The organism is Paraburkholderia sp., assembly GCF_050742655.1.
Lineage (GTDB): Bacteria > Pseudomonadota > Gammaproteobacteria > Burkholderiales > Burkholderiaceae > Paraburkholderia.
In genome coordinates this window covers 118,817-134,494 of the sequence record NZ_JBOIGG010000002.1, presented here as the reverse complement: position 1 = coordinate 134,494, position 15,678 = coordinate 118,817, and the positions used below count along the sequence as shown (strand labels likewise).

The 15,678-nt window shown below is 62.8% G+C and carries 15 protein-coding genes; 8 read left to right on the top strand and 7 right to left on the bottom strand.

What is annotated here, in order from left to right; translation table 11 throughout:
* Positions 1-44: 44 nt before the first annotated feature.
* On the top strand, positions 45-1,751 hold the full coding sequence (locus ACREXZ_RS03290) for a SulP family inorganic anion transporter (RefSeq protein WP_431762601.1): 1,707 nt from the start codon (positions 45-47) through the stop codon (positions 1,749-1,751).
* A gap of 18 nt (positions 1,752-1,769) precedes the next feature.
* Here ACREXZ_RS03290 and ACREXZ_RS03285 read toward each other — a convergent pair whose 3' ends face one another.
* The 3 genes from ACREXZ_RS03285 to ACREXZ_RS03275 all read right to left on the bottom strand — a co-directional run bounded on the left by ACREXZ_RS03285 (position 1,770) and on the right by ACREXZ_RS03275 (position 3,490).
* Positions 1,770-2,099: a hypothetical protein gene (locus tag ACREXZ_RS03285; RefSeq protein ID WP_431762600.1), complete on the bottom strand. Its 330-nt coding sequence runs from the start codon at positions 2,097-2,099 to the stop codon at positions 1,770-1,772.
* 178 nt (positions 2,100-2,277) lie between these two features.
* A complete protein-coding gene (locus tag ACREXZ_RS03280) occupies positions 2,278-3,156 on the bottom strand; it encodes a 4-hydroxy-tetrahydrodipicolinate synthase family protein (protein WP_431762599.1) in 879 nt (292 codons plus the stop codon).
* Position 3,157: 1 nt separating this feature from the next.
* Positions 3,158-3,490: a hypothetical protein gene (locus ACREXZ_RS03275; RefSeq protein WP_431762598.1), complete on the bottom strand. Its 333-nt coding sequence runs from the start codon at positions 3,488-3,490 to the stop codon at positions 3,158-3,160.
* 262 nt (positions 3,491-3,752) lie between these two features.
* Between ACREXZ_RS03275 and ACREXZ_RS03270 the strand changes: the two genes are divergently transcribed.
* Both ACREXZ_RS03270 and ACREXZ_RS03265 read left to right on the top strand, forming a co-directional pair.
* A complete protein-coding gene (locus ACREXZ_RS03270) occupies positions 3,753-5,294 on the top strand; it encodes a Rieske 2Fe-2S domain-containing protein (protein ID WP_431762597.1) in 1,542 nt (513 codons plus the stop codon).
* A 15-nt stretch (positions 5,295-5,309) separates the two neighbouring features.
* Positions 5,310-6,305, top strand: coding sequence for a PDR/VanB family oxidoreductase (locus ACREXZ_RS03265; RefSeq protein WP_431762596.1), 996 nt, complete (start codon positions 5,310-5,312; stop codon positions 6,303-6,305).
* Positions 6,306-6,320: 15 nt separating this feature from the next.
* On the opposite strand, the gene ACREXZ_RS03260 is transcribed toward ACREXZ_RS03265, so the two are convergent.
* Positions 6,321-7,229: a LysR substrate-binding domain-containing protein gene (locus tag ACREXZ_RS03260; protein WP_431762595.1), complete on the bottom strand. Its 909-nt coding sequence runs from the start codon at positions 7,227-7,229 to the stop codon at positions 6,321-6,323.
* Positions 7,230-7,363: 134 nt separating this feature from the next.
* Here ACREXZ_RS03260 and ACREXZ_RS03255 point away from each other — a divergent pair, with 134 nt between their 5' ends.
* Both ACREXZ_RS03255 and ACREXZ_RS03250 read left to right on the top strand, forming a co-directional pair.
* Positions 7,364-8,203, top strand: a complete 840-nt coding sequence (locus tag ACREXZ_RS03255; protein WP_431762958.1) for a class II aldolase/adducin family protein — start codon at positions 7,364-7,366, stop codon at positions 8,201-8,203.
* A 133-nt stretch (positions 8,204-8,336) separates the two neighbouring features.
* Entirely contained in the window at positions 8,337-9,686 is a 1,350-nt protein-coding gene (locus tag ACREXZ_RS03250) for an MFS transporter (protein ID WP_431762594.1), read from the top strand.
* A gap of 30 nt (positions 9,687-9,716) precedes the next feature.
* Here the strand turns inward: ACREXZ_RS03250 and ACREXZ_RS03245 are convergent, their stop codons facing one another.
* Together ACREXZ_RS03245 and ACREXZ_RS03240 are read right to left on the bottom strand one after the other, a co-directional pair.
* Positions 9,717-10,400, bottom strand: a complete 684-nt coding sequence (locus tag ACREXZ_RS03245; RefSeq protein WP_431762593.1) for a GntR family transcriptional regulator — start codon at positions 10,398-10,400, stop codon at positions 9,717-9,719.
* Between the two features lie 105 nt (positions 10,401-10,505).
* Entirely contained in the window at positions 10,506-11,411 is a 906-nt protein-coding gene (locus tag ACREXZ_RS03240) for a LysR family transcriptional regulator (RefSeq protein ID WP_431762592.1), read from the bottom strand.
* A 155-nt stretch (positions 11,412-11,566) separates the two neighbouring features.
* Between ACREXZ_RS03240 and ACREXZ_RS03235 the strand changes: the two genes are divergently transcribed.
* From ACREXZ_RS03235 to ACREXZ_RS03225, 3 genes are all read left to right on the top strand, one after another.
* Positions 11,567-12,421 (top strand): oxidoreductase, encoded by an 855-nt coding sequence (locus ACREXZ_RS03235; RefSeq protein ID WP_431762591.1) that lies wholly within the window; start codon positions 11,567-11,569, stop codon positions 12,419-12,421.
* A gap of 234 nt (positions 12,422-12,655) precedes the next feature.
* Positions 12,656-14,011 carry a reverse transcriptase family protein gene (locus ACREXZ_RS03230; RefSeq protein WP_431762590.1) on the top strand — a complete coding sequence of 452 codons (1,356 nt, stop codon included), beginning with the start codon at positions 12,656-12,658 and terminating at the stop codon, positions 14,009-14,011.
* Between the two features lie 94 nt (positions 14,012-14,105).
* Positions 14,106-14,444, top strand: coding sequence for a DMT family transporter (locus ACREXZ_RS03225; RefSeq protein WP_431762589.1), 339 nt, complete (start codon positions 14,106-14,108; stop codon positions 14,442-14,444).
* A gap of 19 nt (positions 14,445-14,463) precedes the next feature.
* Here the strand turns inward: ACREXZ_RS03225 and ACREXZ_RS03220 are convergent, their stop codons facing one another.
* Complete coding sequence (locus ACREXZ_RS03220) at positions 14,464-15,648, bottom strand: serine hydrolase domain-containing protein (RefSeq protein WP_431762588.1); 1,185 nt, start codon at positions 15,646-15,648, stop codon at positions 14,464-14,466.
* Between the last annotated feature and the right edge of the window lie 30 nt (positions 15,649-15,678).

Genomic DNA, 15,678 nt, shown 5'->3' with positions numbered 1-15,678 from the left:
TACCCGCTTGCCGTTCGTTCATCGCATTCTTTTTCGCCGACCACATGGACATTCCTCCGAGCCGTCCCGATGCGGGGCCGCAGCACGCCGCGCATTTTTCCATAGCGGGTGAGTCGCCCGCACCGCGCAGCGAACGCGCGGTGCGCGATGCGCTTGCGGGTATTTCGATTGCCGGTTTGCTGATTCCGGAGGCCGTCGCGTATGCGGGCCTTGCGAATCTTCCGCCGCAGGCGGGTCTGATCGCACTGCTGGTCGGGTTGATCGTCTATGCGCTCACCGGCAGCAGTCGCTTCGCGATCGTATCGTCGACGTCGTCATCGGCTGCGGTGCTTGCCGCCACCGTGCTGTCGGAGTCCGGCGCGAACGTCGCTACGCAGCTTGCGCTTGCTGCCGCGCTCGTCGCAGTGACCGGTGTGTTGTTCATTCTTGCCGGTGCGGCACGGCTCGGCGGTATGTCCGATTTTATTGCGCGTCCGGTGCTGCGCGGCTTCACGTTCGGTCTCGCGCTGACCATCGTCATCAAGCAGTTGCCGAAGATTCTCGTCGTGCCCGTCCAGCACAGCGACACGCTGCACGTCGCGCTCGACCTGCTACGCGGACTGGCGCACTGCAACGTCTACAGCCTTGCGCTCGGCGCGACGGCCCTGGCCATCCTGTTTATCGTCGGGCATCGTTCGCGCGCGCCCGCGACCCTGATCGTCATCGTGCTAGGCATCGCGGCCGGCTACTGGATCGACTGGCAGCACTACAGCATCGCGGTGGTGGGCAAGATCGATCTGCAGCACATTGCGTTCGGCGTACCGACGCTTGGCCGCGCGGCATGGATGCAGACCGTCGAACTCGGCTTCGCGTTGATGCTGATTCTCTATGCGGAGTCGTACGGATCGATTCGAAACTTCGCGTTGAAGCATGGCGACACGGTGTCGCAGAATCGCGATCTCGTCGCGCTCGGTTGCGCGAATCTCGTGTCGGGACTCCTTCACGGGATGCCGGTCGGCGCCGGGTATTCGGCGACATCGGCCAACGAGGCGGCCGGCGCGCAAACGCGGATGGCCGGTCTGTGCGCGGCGGTGGTGATCGCGCTGATCGTGTGGCTGCTGTTGCCACAGCTTGCGCGCACACCCGAAGCGGTGCTCGCGGCGATCGTGATCTTCGCGGTCAGTCATTCGCTGCATCCGTCGGTGTTCAAACCATACTGGGTCTGGCGCAGGGATCGTCTCGTCGTGATCGCCGCGCTGCTCGCGGTGATCGTGCTGGGTGTGCTGCAAGGATTGCTTGCGGCGATCGGCGTGAGCCTGCTGCTGACGTTGCGCAAGCTGTCGGAGCCGAACGTCAGCGTACTTGGCCGTCTGCGCGATAGCCACGATTTCGTCGACGTGTCGATGCACGAGGACGCGAAAGCGATTCCCGCTGTGCTGATCGTGCGGCCCGAAGCGCAGCTGTTTTTCGCGAACACGGAACGCGTGCTGAACAAGGTGCGGCAGCTCGCGCATGCAGCTTCCACGCCGGTCCAGACGGTGATGCTGAGTCTCGAGGAATCGCCCGATCTCGACGGCACGACGATCGAATCGCTGAAGACGTTCGCGGCCGAATGCGAGGCCCGTCACTGGCGGCTCGCGATGGTGCGGCTGAAACCGGACGTCTTGCAGGTACTGCAGCGTGCAGCCGACGACACGCTGCGCGCGTGCGTTTTGTCGGAACTGAGCGTCGACGAGAGCGTGCAACAGGTGCTCGCGGCGCAGAAGACGTAGGGTGCTTCTCGCGCTGTGTCAGTCAGCGCGCGGCACCACGGGATGCAGATCGATGTACAGCACGACCAGCCAGCGCTTCGGACAGTTATCGGCGATAGCCACCGTTCCCGATCGGGGCGGCCCACTCTTGATGAAGCCGTTCTTCCTTGCAAAGGCGAATGCGCGCTGCGCATCCGCCTGCAACCAGAACGACAGCAGGCCGGAGGTTACCAGTCCAAAGATCAGGATGGCCCGGTCCGAAACGTTCGCATCGAATTGCCGTGCCATCCAGCCGAACGCGACGATCAGAATCTGATTACACGCGAACACGATAAACACGACTTTGGCGATTCCTCTGAATACCTGCACGACAAACCTTGATGTTCAAGTGGGCGAACGATATCGATGCCGTTCGCGCAAGCGCTCGCTGGAAGAATCATCGGCGTTTGAGACGCGTCGTCGGGAGTCTGTCCGGTCTAACGCGATGATCGGGTTTCCGCAAGCGCTTGAGCGAACGGCACGGCGCGAGCCGGATTCGCGCTTGCCGCTATGAACTGCTCATTGCACTTCGCAGTTCCTGCAGCGAGTCGCGCGCTTCTCGCAGCCGCGCGACGAGTTCGGCGGACGCGGGACTGATCGGCATCCGCGTTTCGGCGGAGATGGGAAGCTCCATCGCGAGCATCGCCTTGATCGCGGCCGGGTTCGGTGCCGAGAAAAGCAGCTTTAGCAGCGGGCGAATCGATTCGAGAAGGGCATAGGTTTCCGCCTGACGGTTCTGCTGCGAGAGGTCGTACGCTTCGATCAGCAGGTCGGCGCAGATATGCGCGGTCGCGAGAATTCCACCAGCGCCACCGCGCTTCAGACACTCCCCGAACGCGTCGTCGGTGCCGCAGAGCACGCTGACAGGCGCGCTCCTCAACGCGTTGAAATTCTGCGGATCGCACTCCTTGACCGCGACGATGTTGTCGAACCGGGTCAACCTGTTGACCGTTTCCGGATCGATCGACACGCCGGTTCGGTGCGGCACGTTATAGAGCACGATCGGGCGCTCCGTCGCCTGCGCGACCTGTTCGAAGTGCCATTGCACGCCGGCCTGGTCGGGGCGCACGTAGGACGGCGCCGACACGAGATAGCCCGCCACGTCCCAGTGATCGAACCGGCGGATTTCGTCGGTGATATTGAGCGTGTTGTATCCCGCGACGCCGACGATTACCGGAAGCCGGTTGCGGGCGACGTCGGTGATCGCCTGCAGCACGGTTGCCCGCTCGGTGTCGCTGAGTAACGCGGTTTCGCCCGTCGTGCTCAATGCGACGATTCCGCTGATGTCCGCTCGCAGGTAGTGCTCGGTGAGCAGTTGAAGTGCCTCGATGTCGACGATCCCGGAACGGAACGGTGTGACGATCGGCAGCCAGATCCCGTTGTACATGTCAGTGGATCCTCCAAGCGGTCTCGCGTTGCGCGTTTTGTTTCGCGGGGCCGATCAATGCGTCCGGCAGTATCGACACCAGCATATGCAGCGTGAAATCGAGGTCTTCAGGAGCGATGTCGAGCTGGGCGCGAACGTTCTCGCCGGACACGTCCGTGCGGGTGACGTACACGCCGAGCGGGGAGCGGAGCAGGGCGGTCAGATGCGCTCTCGATGCGGCGGCGTTGTCGCCGCCAGGGATCACTTCCAGCAGTAGCCGTGTCGGATGCGACGAAGATTCGGGAGATTTTTTGGTGCGACGCTCGAGGGCGTCGTGAGACGTGACGGATTCCATACCCGCGGTTCACCTGTGTGCATTGCGAATGTATGTAGCGTAGCGGTGTCGGTGTAAAGGCTGCGTAAAAAGCCGCGGTGGGTGCGTAAGAAATTCACATCGCGCCGGTGGGCGGGTTCACGTGAGCGGCGGTGCCGTTCGCCCTAAATCAGCGTTTACCCTCGGAGACAAAGCGGACTCAGCACTCTAATCTCTGTATACAGAGTTCAGAGTTCTAAACTGCGAGACGCAAATCTGGCGCAATCACTGGAGGACGGACACCATGAGCATCAAGTCGGACAAGCTGGAAGGACAAAAGAGCGCGGGCGGCGCGCCGGTGGCGAAAAAGCTCATCCCTTACGGCGGTTATTACACGAACAAAGCGCCGGGCCACGATCCGGAACTGACCGAAACCGGCCCGGGCACGCCAATGGGCGAGTTCATGCGCGCGTTCTGGCATCCGGTCTGCATGTCGATAGAACTCACCGATACGCCGCGTTTTCTGAAGATTCTTGGCGAGGAACTGGTCGCGTTCCGCGACGGCTCCGGGCGCATCGGCGTGCTGCATGCGCATTGCGTGCATCGCGGCGCATCGCTCGAATACGGCGCAATTCAGGAACACGGAATCCGCTGCTGTTATCACGGGATGGTGTTCGACGTCGACGGTGCATGCCTGCACGTGCCGTTCCCGAATGGCGAGGAAAAGGAGGCGGAGAAATACGCGTGCTCGATTCGCCAGGGCGCGTACAAGGCGGTCGAACGCAACGGGCTCGTGTTCGCCTATATGGGACCGCCGGAAGCCGAGCCACCGTTTCCCGAATGGGAAGGCGATTTCACCGTGCTACCCGGCGACGAACTCGTGCCGTACAGTAACTTCCAGCACTGCAACTGGCTGCAGGTGCAGGACAACGCGGCCGACAACTATCATCCGACCGCGCTGCATGCGGGCAGGAACGTCGTTGACGGTCACTACCAGGGCACGACATTCGACGAAGTGGGCGCGGCGTCGATGGAGGTCGCGCCGGACATGCACTTCGTACCGGTTCAGCAGGGGCGCAGTCTCGCGTGTGCGGGTGCGCGACGGGTGAGCAAGGACAGACTGTTCGTACGGGTCCAGCATCAGGTGCTGCCGAATCTGAGCCTGCACGCGTACACATCGGAAGACGGCTCTCAGAAAAAGCTCTTTAGCCGTTTTCACATCATCCGCTGGACGGTGCCGGTCGACGACGAAAACAGCAAGATGATCGGCTGGCGCGTGATGGGGCCAGGCATCGACACGCGCGGCGTCGGCGAGAAGGAACTGGTCGGCTACGAGTCGATCGACTTTCTCGAAGGACAGGTTGCGATGCGGCGTCCGGAGCGCTTTGGCGAGTACACGATCGACGATCTGCCGCCGATTCCGCCGAACCATCGCGAGCGCGCGAACTACAAGGACACGCAGTACGCGCCCGGCGACTATGAAGCGATCATCAGTCAGCGGCCTATCGCCGTGCATGCGCTCGAGCATCCGACCAGATTCGACGCGGGCGTTTATCAGTTTCGCAAGCTGCTGCGTGATGCGCTACGCGGCACCAATGCGGCGGCGTCGGCACAGGAGTTTGCGCAATGGTTCCGGGAGCACGGTGGAGCGCCGAACAGCTTTTGTTCGGGCAACGTCTTCGAGATTCCCGAAGGCGAGACTGTCGAGCAGGAAGTGCAGCGCCGTCGCGCGGTGACGAAGAAGATCGTCGAGATTCTCGTGCAAAGCGAAGCAATGAGAGGCGCCGAACGCGCCACGTTCGTGCGCGACCAGTTCGAGTCGCTCGAACAATCGATGAAGCGCTGAGCGCGCTACGCAAACATGGAAATTGCAGACAACTCGCCGGATGGTCATGAGCACACGTTGCAGCTGCTGGTCCGGCAGATCCGCTTCGAAGGGAAGGGCATCCAGTCTTATGAACTCGTCGATCCGTCGGGTGCCGATCTCCCTGCGTTCGATGCGGGCGCGCACCTCGACGTGCATCTCGGCGATGGTTTGATTCGCCAGTACTCGCTGTGCAACTCTCCGGACGAGCGCAAGCGCTACGTGATCGCGGTGCTAAGAGACGATGCGGGACGCGGCGGTTCGAAGGCCGTGCACGAACGGTTGCATGTGCAGGGCATCGTGCGGATCAGCCGGCCGCGCAATCATTTTTCGCTCGTGACCGATGCGGAAAAAGTGATCCTGCTCGCGGGCGGCATCGGCGTGACACCGCTCAAGGCGATGGCGCATGCGCTCGATGCACGGGGCGTCGATTACGAACTGCACTATTGCGCGCGCGATGCGACATGCGCCGCATTCGGCGACGAACTGGCCGCACTGCATGCGCGAGGCCGGTTGCACTATCACTTCGACGGCGGCAATCCAGGTGCTGGACTGGACATTGGTCGTCTGCTGACGAAACCGTCGCACGGAACGCACGTCTACTACTGCGGTCCGGGTCGGTTCATGAAAGCGTGCGAGCAGGCAACCGGTCACTGGCCTAAAGAGACCGTGCACTTCGAGCATTTCAAGGCGCCTGAGCGTCCCCCTGCGGAACAACCTGCGGATGCATCCGGCGCTTTCGACGTTCGCATCGCCAGCAGCGGGCAGGTGATTTCGGTGAAGCCCGAGCAAAGCATCGTCGATGCGTTGAACGAAGCGGGCGTGGTACTCGAAACGTCGTGCTGTTCGGGGCTGTGCGCGACCTGCAAGGTGCGCTATCTGGAAGGCGAAGTCGACCATCGCGACTTCATTCTCGGCGAGGACGAGCGCGCCGACTATCTGACGGCCTGCGTGTCCCGCGCGACGAGCAAGCTGTTGGTGCTGGATCTATAGCACTGTAGCTGCAGTTCAGCGCGCGTCGACGCGTGGCTCAAGACCGACCGCCGCGAGCAGCCAGTCGCGAAACCGTCGGACCTTGTCGACGTTGCGTTGACTCTCCCGGTATGACAGGAAATGCGTCTCGCGCGCGAGCGGCTTGAACACGCCTGCGCCGAATTCAACAAGATCGCCGCGCAGCAGCTCGCGTTCGGCGAGGCGCGTGGTTTCGAGCGCGACGCCCATCCCGTCCACAGCCGCCGACAGCACGAGCGCCGCACGGTCGAACGACGGCCGCGGCCGCACCGGCAGTGCGATGCCGTTGTACGCGAACCAGTCCGACCACGTGATGCGGCTCAACTGTGAGTCGATCAACGTCAGCTCGGTGATCAACCGGTCCGGCGCAACGCCATCGCGCAACAGCGACGGCGAACAGAGTGGCACGATCCGTTCGTCACCGAGCGCGACCGTGACGACGCCCGGCCGTTCCTGCGCGAATCCATACGAAATGGTCACGTCGACTTCATGCGCGCGCGTCATGTCGAGCGGCTCCGCGCCCGATGAGAAGCGAATCGTGATGTCCGGATGCGCCTGAATGAATTGCGGTAGCCGCGGCCCCAGCCACTTCGCGGCGAAACTCGGCGCGCTGTGCAGCACGAGCACCTGCGCATCGGGCGCGAGCGCGACCTCGTTACACGCGGCTTCGATCACATCGAACACGCGTCCCAGGCTTTCCTGCAGCCGCCAACCTTCAGGCGTCATCTCGACCCGTCGATTACGGCGAATAAACAGCGGGCGGCCGAAATATTCCTCGAGTTCCTTGACCTGATGGCTGATCGCCGACTGCGTCAGATGCAGTTCTTCCGCAGCGAGCGTGAAGCTCTGCAGCCGCGCCGCCGATTCGAAGGCGCGCAACAGCACAAAATTCGGAATCCGTCTCATGGGGTGCTCGATGTATGAACCTGATTCATCTTTCTGTGAACAGCCATCGTTTGTCAATCGGTAACGCTCCCGCGACCATGGATGCATTCAACCGTCACCGCCGTACTCGCACTATCAAGGAGAAATGCATGTCCATGGATCTCGTCGAAGAAAAGCCGGAATCGATCGTCAAGCCCGGCAAACTTTCGATCTATCAACCCGATCAGCAAGGCCTGATCTTTCCCGAACTGCCGGTTTTCCGGAACGCAGCGGAGCAGCGCAGGCATCTGAAGGAACGTCTCGTCGGCGCGTGCCGCGCATTCGCGCTGCACGGATTCGACTACGGCTTTGCCGGCCATCTGACGGTACGCGATCCGGAAAACCCCGCGCTGTACTGGACCAATCCGATGGCGATTCATTTTTCGCAGGTGAAGGTGTCGAACCTGATCTGTGCCGACCATCAGGGTAATGTCGTCGAAGGCGATTACGCGGTCAATCGCGCGGGCTTCGTGCTGCACGCCGCCGGGCATGAAATGCATCAGGACATCGTCGCGATGTGCCATGCGCACACCGTGTACGGGACGGCATTCGCGTCGCTCGGCAAGCCGCTCGATCCGATCACTCAGGACGCGGCGGCCTTCTACGAAGACCACGTGGTGATCGGCGACGAGGCCGGCAAGGTAGCGGTCGAAGTGAAGGGCGGCAACAAGGTGGCCCTTGCGTTTGCGGGCGTGAAAGCCGCTATTCATCAGAATCACGGGTTGTTGACGGCGAGCCGTCACAGCATCGATTCGGCCGCGTTCTGGTTCATCGCGCTGGAGCGCTGCTGCCAGCAGCAATTGATGGTCGAAGCCACCGGCGCAACACCGAAGCTCGTCGCACCAGAGCGCGCCCGCTATAGCCGCGAGCATGTCGGCAGCGACTACATCGGCTGGCTGCATTTTCAGACCCTCTGGAACGAACTCATCGCGACGCAGCCCGACATGTTCGACTAGGCGCGACGCATCCCCCTTGCGTTGCCATCGCACGATTGCGTCGCGGCTAGCAGGGGCATTACTGCACGACGACCGAAAGAGCGCACGACACGCCGCGGTCGCCGGCCGGGCAAGAACACCAGGAGACATCACCATGAGTTCCCACAACGCGGCCGCGCGTTCTGACTGTGACCAGCCGTCCACCTACGCGAAGTTGATGTGGCGGCTACTACCCTTTCTGTTTCTTTGCTATCTGTGCGCGTATCTCGACCGGATCAACGTCGCGTTCGCGAAGCTGCAGATGCTGAAGGATCTCGGCTTTAGCGAAGCCGTGTACGGTGCGGGCGCCGGCGTGTTTTTCGTCGGTTATCTGATCTTCGAAATACCGAGCAATCTGATTTTGCTGCGCGTCGGTGCGCGGCGCTGGATCGCACGGATCATGGTCACGTGGGGCATCATTTCCGCGGGCATGATGTTTGTCACCACGCCGACGAGTTTCTACATCATGCGGTTTCTGCTCGGCGTCGCTGAGGCGGGTTTCATTCCAGCGATCCTGCTCTATCTGACCTACTGGTTTCCCGCGTCGCGGCGCTCGAAGGTCACGGCGCTGTTTCTGACGGGCATTCCGATGTCGGGCGTCGTAGGCGGTCCACTATCGGGCTGGCTAATGACGCATCTCGGCGGCGTGCACGGCCTCGCCGGCTGGCAATGGTTGTTCCTGCTCGAAGGGATTCCAACGGCGGTACTCGGCGTCGCCGCGTTCCTGCTGCTCGACGACAAGGTAGCGGACGCGCGCTGGCTAAGCGATGCGCAAAAGCAGATGGTCGAGCGCAACCTGAGAAGCGAAACGCCCGCGCACATGATGCATTCGATCAAGGACGGTCTGCTCAATCCGACGATCCTGCTGTTGAGCGCGATCTATTTCTTCTACACGATGGGCCTGTATGGCGTGAGCTTCTGGCTGCCGACGCTGATCAAGGCAAGCGGCGTCAAGGACACGCTCGACATCGGTCTGCTCACGGCGATTCCGTATGCGGGAGCCGTCGTCGCGATGCTGCTGGTGAGCCACAGTTCCGACCGTAGCGGCGAGCGGCGCTGGCACCTCGCGCTGCCCGGCCTCGTCGGTGCGGCAGGGCTGTACCTAAGCGTAGTCTTCGCGCACTCGACGACGATCGCGATGATTGCGCTGACTGTCGGCACGATGGGTGTGATGACGACGATTTCGCAGTTCTGGGTGTTGCCGCCCGCGATTCTCGGCGGCTCCGCCGCCGCGGCGGGACTTGCGCTTGCGAATTCGGTGGGCAGCATTTCGGGCGTGGTCAGTCCGTCGGTGATCGGCTTCATTCAGGCCGCGACGGGGTCGACGGGCTCGGGCGTGCTTGGCCTCGCGGTGAGTCTCGTGATTGGCGGGGCATTGGTGTTCGCTGTGCCGGCGCACCTGGTCAACAATCGACGGACGCTTGCGGAACCCGAAAGAACGCGTCACGAGCACGGGGTCGCTTAAGCCGTACCGACACAAGCGGCGTCGCGCAACCTAGCGCGCGACGCCGCTTTCGTCACCGAGCACTTCGCTGATGCGTTTGACCAGGTTCGCGCTTGCGATCTGCGTGTGTCGCTCGCTGAGTTCTATCGCGAGACGCGCGTTGCCGTCCGCTATCGCAGCGGCGATCGCTGCATGTTCGTCCCAGATCGATTTGCGCTGGCCGGAGCCTTGCAGCACCGCGCCCATCACGCGGCGCAGGTGAACCCAGTGGTTGTGCGCGGTCTGCGCGATCAGCGGATTGCCCGACGCGACATAGATCGCGGAATGGAACGCGACGTCGGACTCGATCATCGCCTTGACGTCGTCGCCCTTCGACGCGCGCCGGCCATTCGCGATCAATGTCTTGTCGAGCTTGAAGCGCTTCTCTGCCGCGAGGCGAGCCGCGAGCGAATCGAGCGAACCGCGGATCTGATAGAGGTGGGCGATCCAGTCGGCGTCGAGCGGCGCGACGAGCAGCCCGCGTCCGGGCGCATCGAGCACCAAACCATCCTTCTTCAGCATTCGCAGCGCCTGCAATACCGGCGAACGCGATACGGCGAGCTGCTCGGCGATGTCCTCCTGCGTCAACCGGGTGCCGGGCGCGAGCGAACCCTCGCTGATCGCATCGACCAGCACTCGATAAACCTCGTCGACATAGTCGGTTCGCGCCTTGAGTCTCGCGAGCGGTGCGGCCATTGTGGATTCTCTCTGGATACGGAATACCGACAGGTTACACAATGGGTGGGAGAGGGGGCAAGGGTGGGGGCCGCTGCATGTGAGGCAGTTCTTCTATTGCGTTGTTCAACGTTCGTCGTCCAGTCTCTTCCGCAACAACACCAGCAACGCCGCCAGCACAGGCGAGACCTGCTTGCGCGACGGGTAGTATAGAAAGAACCCAGGAAACGGCGGCGTCCAGTCTTCCAGCAGCCGGACCAGACGACCCGACGCGACACACGCCGCCGCCTCATGCTCCAGCACGTACGCGACGCCGAGCCCATCCACGGCGGCCTGCAGCATCGGATCGGGTTCGTTGAACGTCAGCGGCCCCGACAGTTTCAAATTCAGACGACGGCCGTCCTTTTCGAATTCCCACGCATACAGCGTGTGCGCCGTGACCATCCGGTAGTTGATGCAACGGTGCGCGTGGAGGTCTTCCGGTATCGTGGGAGCGGGGTGCCGCGATAGATAATCCGGCGACGCGACGACGGCCATCCGCAATTCCGGTCCTACCCGCAACGCCACCATGTCCTGCTGCAATTTCTCTCCTAACCGGATGCCGGCGTCGAAGCCATCGGACACGATGTCGCGAAACCCGTAGTCGGTGATGACTTCGACCGTGGCAGCCGGATGGGCCGCACAGAAGTCTGCGAGCACGGGGCGGATCACCGCTTCATAAGCCTGCCGGGTCGCCGTGATCCGCAGCGTCCCCGACACGCGATCGTGTTCCTCGCCGAGCGTACCCAGCGTGTCGTGGATTGCATCGAGTGCGGGCTCCAGCGTCAGCAGCAGTTTCTGTCCCGCTTCGGTGGGGGCAACGCTGCGGCTGGTTCGCCGCAGCAACGTAATGCCGAGCCGCTGCTCGAGCCGCTTTATCGTGTAGCTCAACATCGAATTCGACACGCCCAGGTCAGCCGCCGCACGCGTGAAGCTGCGCGTTCGCGCAACCGTCGCAAACGCGGACAGATCGTCGAGGTTGCGTCTCAGCATCGTTCGATCAGATTGCATGGCTCATTCGAATTATTCGACATGATTGCAAGGATAATCGTCTTTACCATGAGGTCAAGGTGCTGCTTCGACCTGCGATCGGCATAGGCGCGCCGCGTTCGGGCAGTGATTGACTTCACAGGACCAAAGGTACGGACATGATCAGGAAAAACGCAGTCTGGCTTATCACCGGATGCTCGAAGGGCTTGGGCCAGGCGCTCGCGCGGCAGGCGCTGGAGTCGGGTTATCGCGTAGTCGTCAGTGCGCGGGATGCATCCACCGTTCAGGACCTCGTGACGGAGTACGGCGACGCCGCCGTTGCGGTCGAACTCGACGTGACACAACCCGATCAGGTGACGGCGGCGGTCGCCGCGGCTGAAGCGCGGTTTGGCGCCATCGACGTGCTCGTCAACAACGCCGGATACGGATACCTCGCCGCGATCGAGGAGGGCGAGGACGCCGACGTCCGGGCGATGTTCGAAACCAACGTGTTTGGTAGCTGGAACATGATCAAGGCGGTCCTGCCGGGCATGCGCGAGCGTGGGCGTGGACATGTCGTCAACATCAGCTCGGTCGGCGGGCTGACGACGTTCCCGGCGGTCGGTTTCTATCACATGGCGAAGTTCGCCGTGGAGGGCTTGTCCGAAACGCTGGCCAAAGAGATTGCAGCCTTCGGCCTTGGCGTGACGGTGGTCGAGCCGGGTGCGTTTCGTACCGACTTCCGGGGTGGGTCGATGAAGCAGTCGAACGTGCGTTTGCCGGCCTATGCGGACACCGTCGGCAAAGTGCGCGACGGCGTGCTGGCCGCACACGGCAAGCAGCAGGGCGATCCGGTGCTCGGCAGCAAGGCCATCATTACGGCGCTGCAAGCGGATCGGCCGCCGCTGCATCTGGTCATCGGCGGAGACGCGCTCGATCTGATCCGCAACAAGATCGCGGACCTGCAGCACGACCTCGACACATGGGAGACGTTGACGAGGAGCACAAACTTGCAGGCGGCCGAAAAGGCGTAGGACACCCGACCTGGAGCCCCGATTGACACTGCCGCGCAGCGACCGTTACAGTCGCGACGCGGGGCGGTGGGTCAAGCACACGCCCGGAACAGGCAGCCGATGTTCCTGGACTACGGGGCTACCCCGTGGATGAGATCGACTCACCGATGCATCGCAAGAGCGGGACTGCGCGTTGCGCAGGACGGCTCTCGCAGCACCAGGCACGTTGGCTCATCGTCCCGCCTTCAGCTCTTTATGGTCTCATCCCTGTACGACATCACGCGCGCGATCGCCAAAGCGATGCTGGCCGGACCACCGGAAACCGATGGCGTGGCCGCGCGGATGGTGGCCGTGCTCGGCGATTCGCCGTTGTGGGTACACGACGTCGCGGTCGGTGCTGTCAAGATCTTCGGTACGCGTTGGACCGAGGTCAGTCCCCGCGACCTGTCGTTCTTCATCACCGATGCGCCGCGATTTGTAGAGGCGTGGCGAAGCGACGACCCGCCCAGGATTGCCCGGATCGTGCTGCAACCGCCCGTGCAACGGCCGTTGCCGCCTGCGCTCGCTGGACTCGAGCTTCCACGATGGTCGACGTCACGCGATCTCGCCGACTGGCTCGGCCTCGCGATACCCGAGTTCGAATGGCTCACGGATCACTGGCGCGTCGAGCCCCGCAGCAGCGGAACGCCATTGCATCACTACACGTACCGCATGTTCGACAAGCGCGACGGCGGATGCCGTCTGATCGAGATTCCGAAGGGCCGTCTGCGCGAAGCGCAACGCAGGATTCTGCGCGGGTTGCTCGATCGCGTTCCGCCGCACGATGCCGCGCACGGGTTTCGAAAAGGGCGTGGCATCGTGTCGTTCGCCGCGCCGCACGCGGATCGCGACGTCGTGATCCGTTTCGATCTGATGGACTTCTTCGTGTCGGTCGGCGCGAAGAAAGTCCATGCGCTGTTCGACACGCTCGGCTATCCGGTCGAAGTCGTCAGGGCGTTGACAGCGCTGTGTACCAATCGCGTGCCGTCCGCGCGGCTGCTCGCGTCCGACCTGCGTGACAGACTGGACTCGTCCGGCCGTCAGCGCTATCGCGACCGTCACCTGCCACAGGGCGCGGCGACGTCGCCCGCACTCGCGAATCTGTGTGCGTTCCGGCTCGACACGCGGCTTGCCGCGCTCGCACGTTCGCTCGATGCGACCTACACGCGCTATGCCGACGATCTCGCGTTCTCCGGCGGTCTTATGCTCGCGCGCGCAGCCGAGCGGCTGCCGATCTGGGTCGCCTCGATTGCGATCGAGGAGGGTTTCGCGCTGCAGTTACGCAAGACGCGCGTGATGCGGCGTGGCGTGCGGCAGCGGCTCGCGGGCGTCGTCGTCAACCGGCATCCGAATTTCGCGCGCGACCAGTTCGATACGCTGAAGGCGATACTGACCAACTGCGTTCGCCAGGGATCGGCGTCGCAGAACCGCGATGCGCATGCGGATTTTCGGGGCTACCTCGCGGGACGAGTCGCGCACGCGACGATGCTGAACACGGCGCGCGGAATGAAGCTGCAGTCGATCTTCGACAGGATCGCGTGGGACTCGATGGAACCTGATGTTGCGACATGACGCACGCGATGATATTTTGAAGGCGTTGGGGTACCGCTACCTTTCCCTGCTCGCATGACGCTCGGTATAAGCGTCGAGCTGGCGAGGTACGCGTATGTTCACCACTCAAGCCGCATGGCTCATTCTGGCTGCAAGCGTTGCAGCCGAATCGCTGGGTACAGCGGCACTCAATCTCTCCTCCGGTTTTACCCGCCCATTTCCTTCCGCGTTGACCGTCGCGTGCTATGCGACCGCTGTCTGGCTGATGGCGCTCGCCACTAAACGAATCGAGATCGGTTTGGCTTATGCTGCCTGGGCCGGTAGCAGCGCTGTGCTGACCGCGTTGATCGGGGTCGTCTGGTTCGGTGAGGCGTTAAACGTCGTTAAGGCTGTGGGGCTGTGCACGGCAATCCTGGGGATCGTGTTGTTGAATCTGAGTGGAAGTGGTGCCTAGTGGATGGTGTCAGGTCTTATCACGTCATCGTCGCGATCGCTTCGAATAACGCGAAGTTCAGATGCTTGAGATCGTTGTCGGTTGGTTGCGGCTGCGATGAGAACTTCGCGATCACCGTTTCGCGTAACGGGTCGACGTATAGCCACTGGCCGTGGATGCCGATCGCGAAGCAGGCTCCGCTCGGGTTGCAGACCTGATACCACTTGTTGCTGTACTTGCCGCTCGGCAGCCAGTCAGAGAACGACCCGTTTCGCCATGCGTCGGCATCGCCGCCCGACAGCATCTCTTTCATCCACTCCACCGGCACCAGCCGGCGTCCGTCGACGATCCCGCCAAGCCGCACCATCTCGCCGATCCGCGCGAGGTCGCGCACGGTCATGCAGAGGCCGCCGCCCGAACGTGCGGTACCGGCGAGGTCCACCGTCACGCAGCCGTCCTGGCGCAGCCCGAGCGGTTGCCACAGCCGCGTGGCCGCGAAGTCCGCATAGCGCGCGCCCGACGCGCCCTCGATCACGAGGCCGAGCACGTCCGAGTTGGGCGAGCAGTAATGAAAGGGGCCGCCGTGTTCTCCGGGGCCTTTGCGCAGCGAAGCGAGGAAACCGATCACGGTCTCCTCCGGCACACCGTCGAGCCGCGGATCCAGCAAACCGGCGCGACGATAGCGGGCGAAGTCGCCAAGCGGATCGAGATAGTCTTCGCTGAATGTGAGACTGGTGCGCATGTCCAGCACATGCCGGACGCGCGCGTCGCCGAACGCCGACCCAGCGAGTTCTGGCACGTACTGCGTGACCGGCGCGTCGGGGTCCAGCAGACCGTCACCGACGAGCATGCCGGCGAGCAGGCCCGCAATCGACTTGCTCGCCGAGAACAGGATGTGGCGGCTTTGCAGCGTGAAGTGCGGCGCGTGAAAATCGGCGACGATGCGGCCGGCCTTCATCACGGTGATCGCATCGGTGTGGGTCTGCCGCAGAGTCGCCTCGACCGTGCGGCGTTCGCCGTCGAACGTGAACTCGTGTTCGATCAAAGTAGCGGCATCGACCTTCGGTTCTTCGACGAGGCCAGGCGTCGCAGCGATGCGTGCGGTCGGAATCAGTTCGTGGACATGGCGAAACGCCCACGTACTCCAGGGCGCTTCGCGCCAGTTGCCGAGCCGGACACTGTCCCGACGAAACCCGTAGTCGCTTTCGAAGCGTGAAGAAATCATGGTGGCTGCAAACTCCAGTGGGGGATCGTC

What these genes read in the sequence shown, in the direction of transcription:
- ACREXZ_RS03290 (WP_431762601.1), top strand. Translation starts at nt 45, where the DNA reads ATGGACATTCCTCCGAGCCGTCCCGATGCGGGGCCGCAGCACGCCGCG.
- ACREXZ_RS03280 (WP_431762599.1), bottom strand. Translation starts at nt 3,156, where the DNA reads ATGTACAACGGGATCTGGCTGCCGATCGTCACACCGTTCCGTTCCGGG.
- ACREXZ_RS03275 (WP_431762598.1), bottom strand. Translation starts at nt 3,490, where the DNA reads ATGGAATCCGTCACGTCTCACGACGCCCTCGAGCGTCGCACCAAAAAA.
- ACREXZ_RS03270 (WP_431762597.1), top strand. Translation starts at nt 3,753, where the DNA reads ATGAGCATCAAGTCGGACAAGCTGGAAGGACAAAAGAGCGCGGGCGGC.
- ACREXZ_RS03265 (WP_431762596.1), top strand. Translation starts at nt 5,310, where the DNA reads ATGGAAATTGCAGACAACTCGCCGGATGGTCATGAGCACACGTTGCAG.
- ACREXZ_RS03260 (WP_431762595.1), bottom strand. Translation starts at nt 7,229, where the DNA reads ATGAGACGGATTCCGAATTTTGTGCTGTTGCGCGCCTTCGAATCGGCG.
- ACREXZ_RS03255 (WP_431762958.1), top strand. Translation starts at nt 7,364, where the DNA reads ATGGATCTCGTCGAAGAAAAGCCGGAATCGATCGTCAAGCCCGGCAAA.
- ACREXZ_RS03250 (WP_431762594.1), top strand. Translation starts at nt 8,337, where the DNA reads ATGAGTTCCCACAACGCGGCCGCGCGTTCTGACTGTGACCAGCCGTCC.
- ACREXZ_RS03245 (WP_431762593.1), bottom strand. Translation starts at nt 10,400, where the DNA reads ATGGCCGCACCGCTCGCGAGACTCAAGGCGCGAACCGACTATGTCGAC.
- ACREXZ_RS03240 (WP_431762592.1), bottom strand. Translation starts at nt 11,411, where the DNA reads ATGCTGAGACGCAACCTCGACGATCTGTCCGCGTTTGCGACGGTTGCG.
- ACREXZ_RS03235 (WP_431762591.1), top strand. Translation starts at nt 11,567, where the DNA reads ATGATCAGGAAAAACGCAGTCTGGCTTATCACCGGATGCTCGAAGGGC.
- ACREXZ_RS03230 (WP_431762590.1), top strand. Translation starts at nt 12,656, where the DNA reads ATGGTCTCATCCCTGTACGACATCACGCGCGCGATCGCCAAAGCGATG.
- ACREXZ_RS03225 (WP_431762589.1), top strand. Translation starts at nt 14,106, where the DNA reads ATGTTCACCACTCAAGCCGCATGGCTCATTCTGGCTGCAAGCGTTGCA.
- ACREXZ_RS03220 (WP_431762588.1), bottom strand. Translation starts at nt 15,648, where the DNA reads ATGATTTCTTCACGCTTCGAAAGCGACTACGGGTTTCGTCGGGACAGT.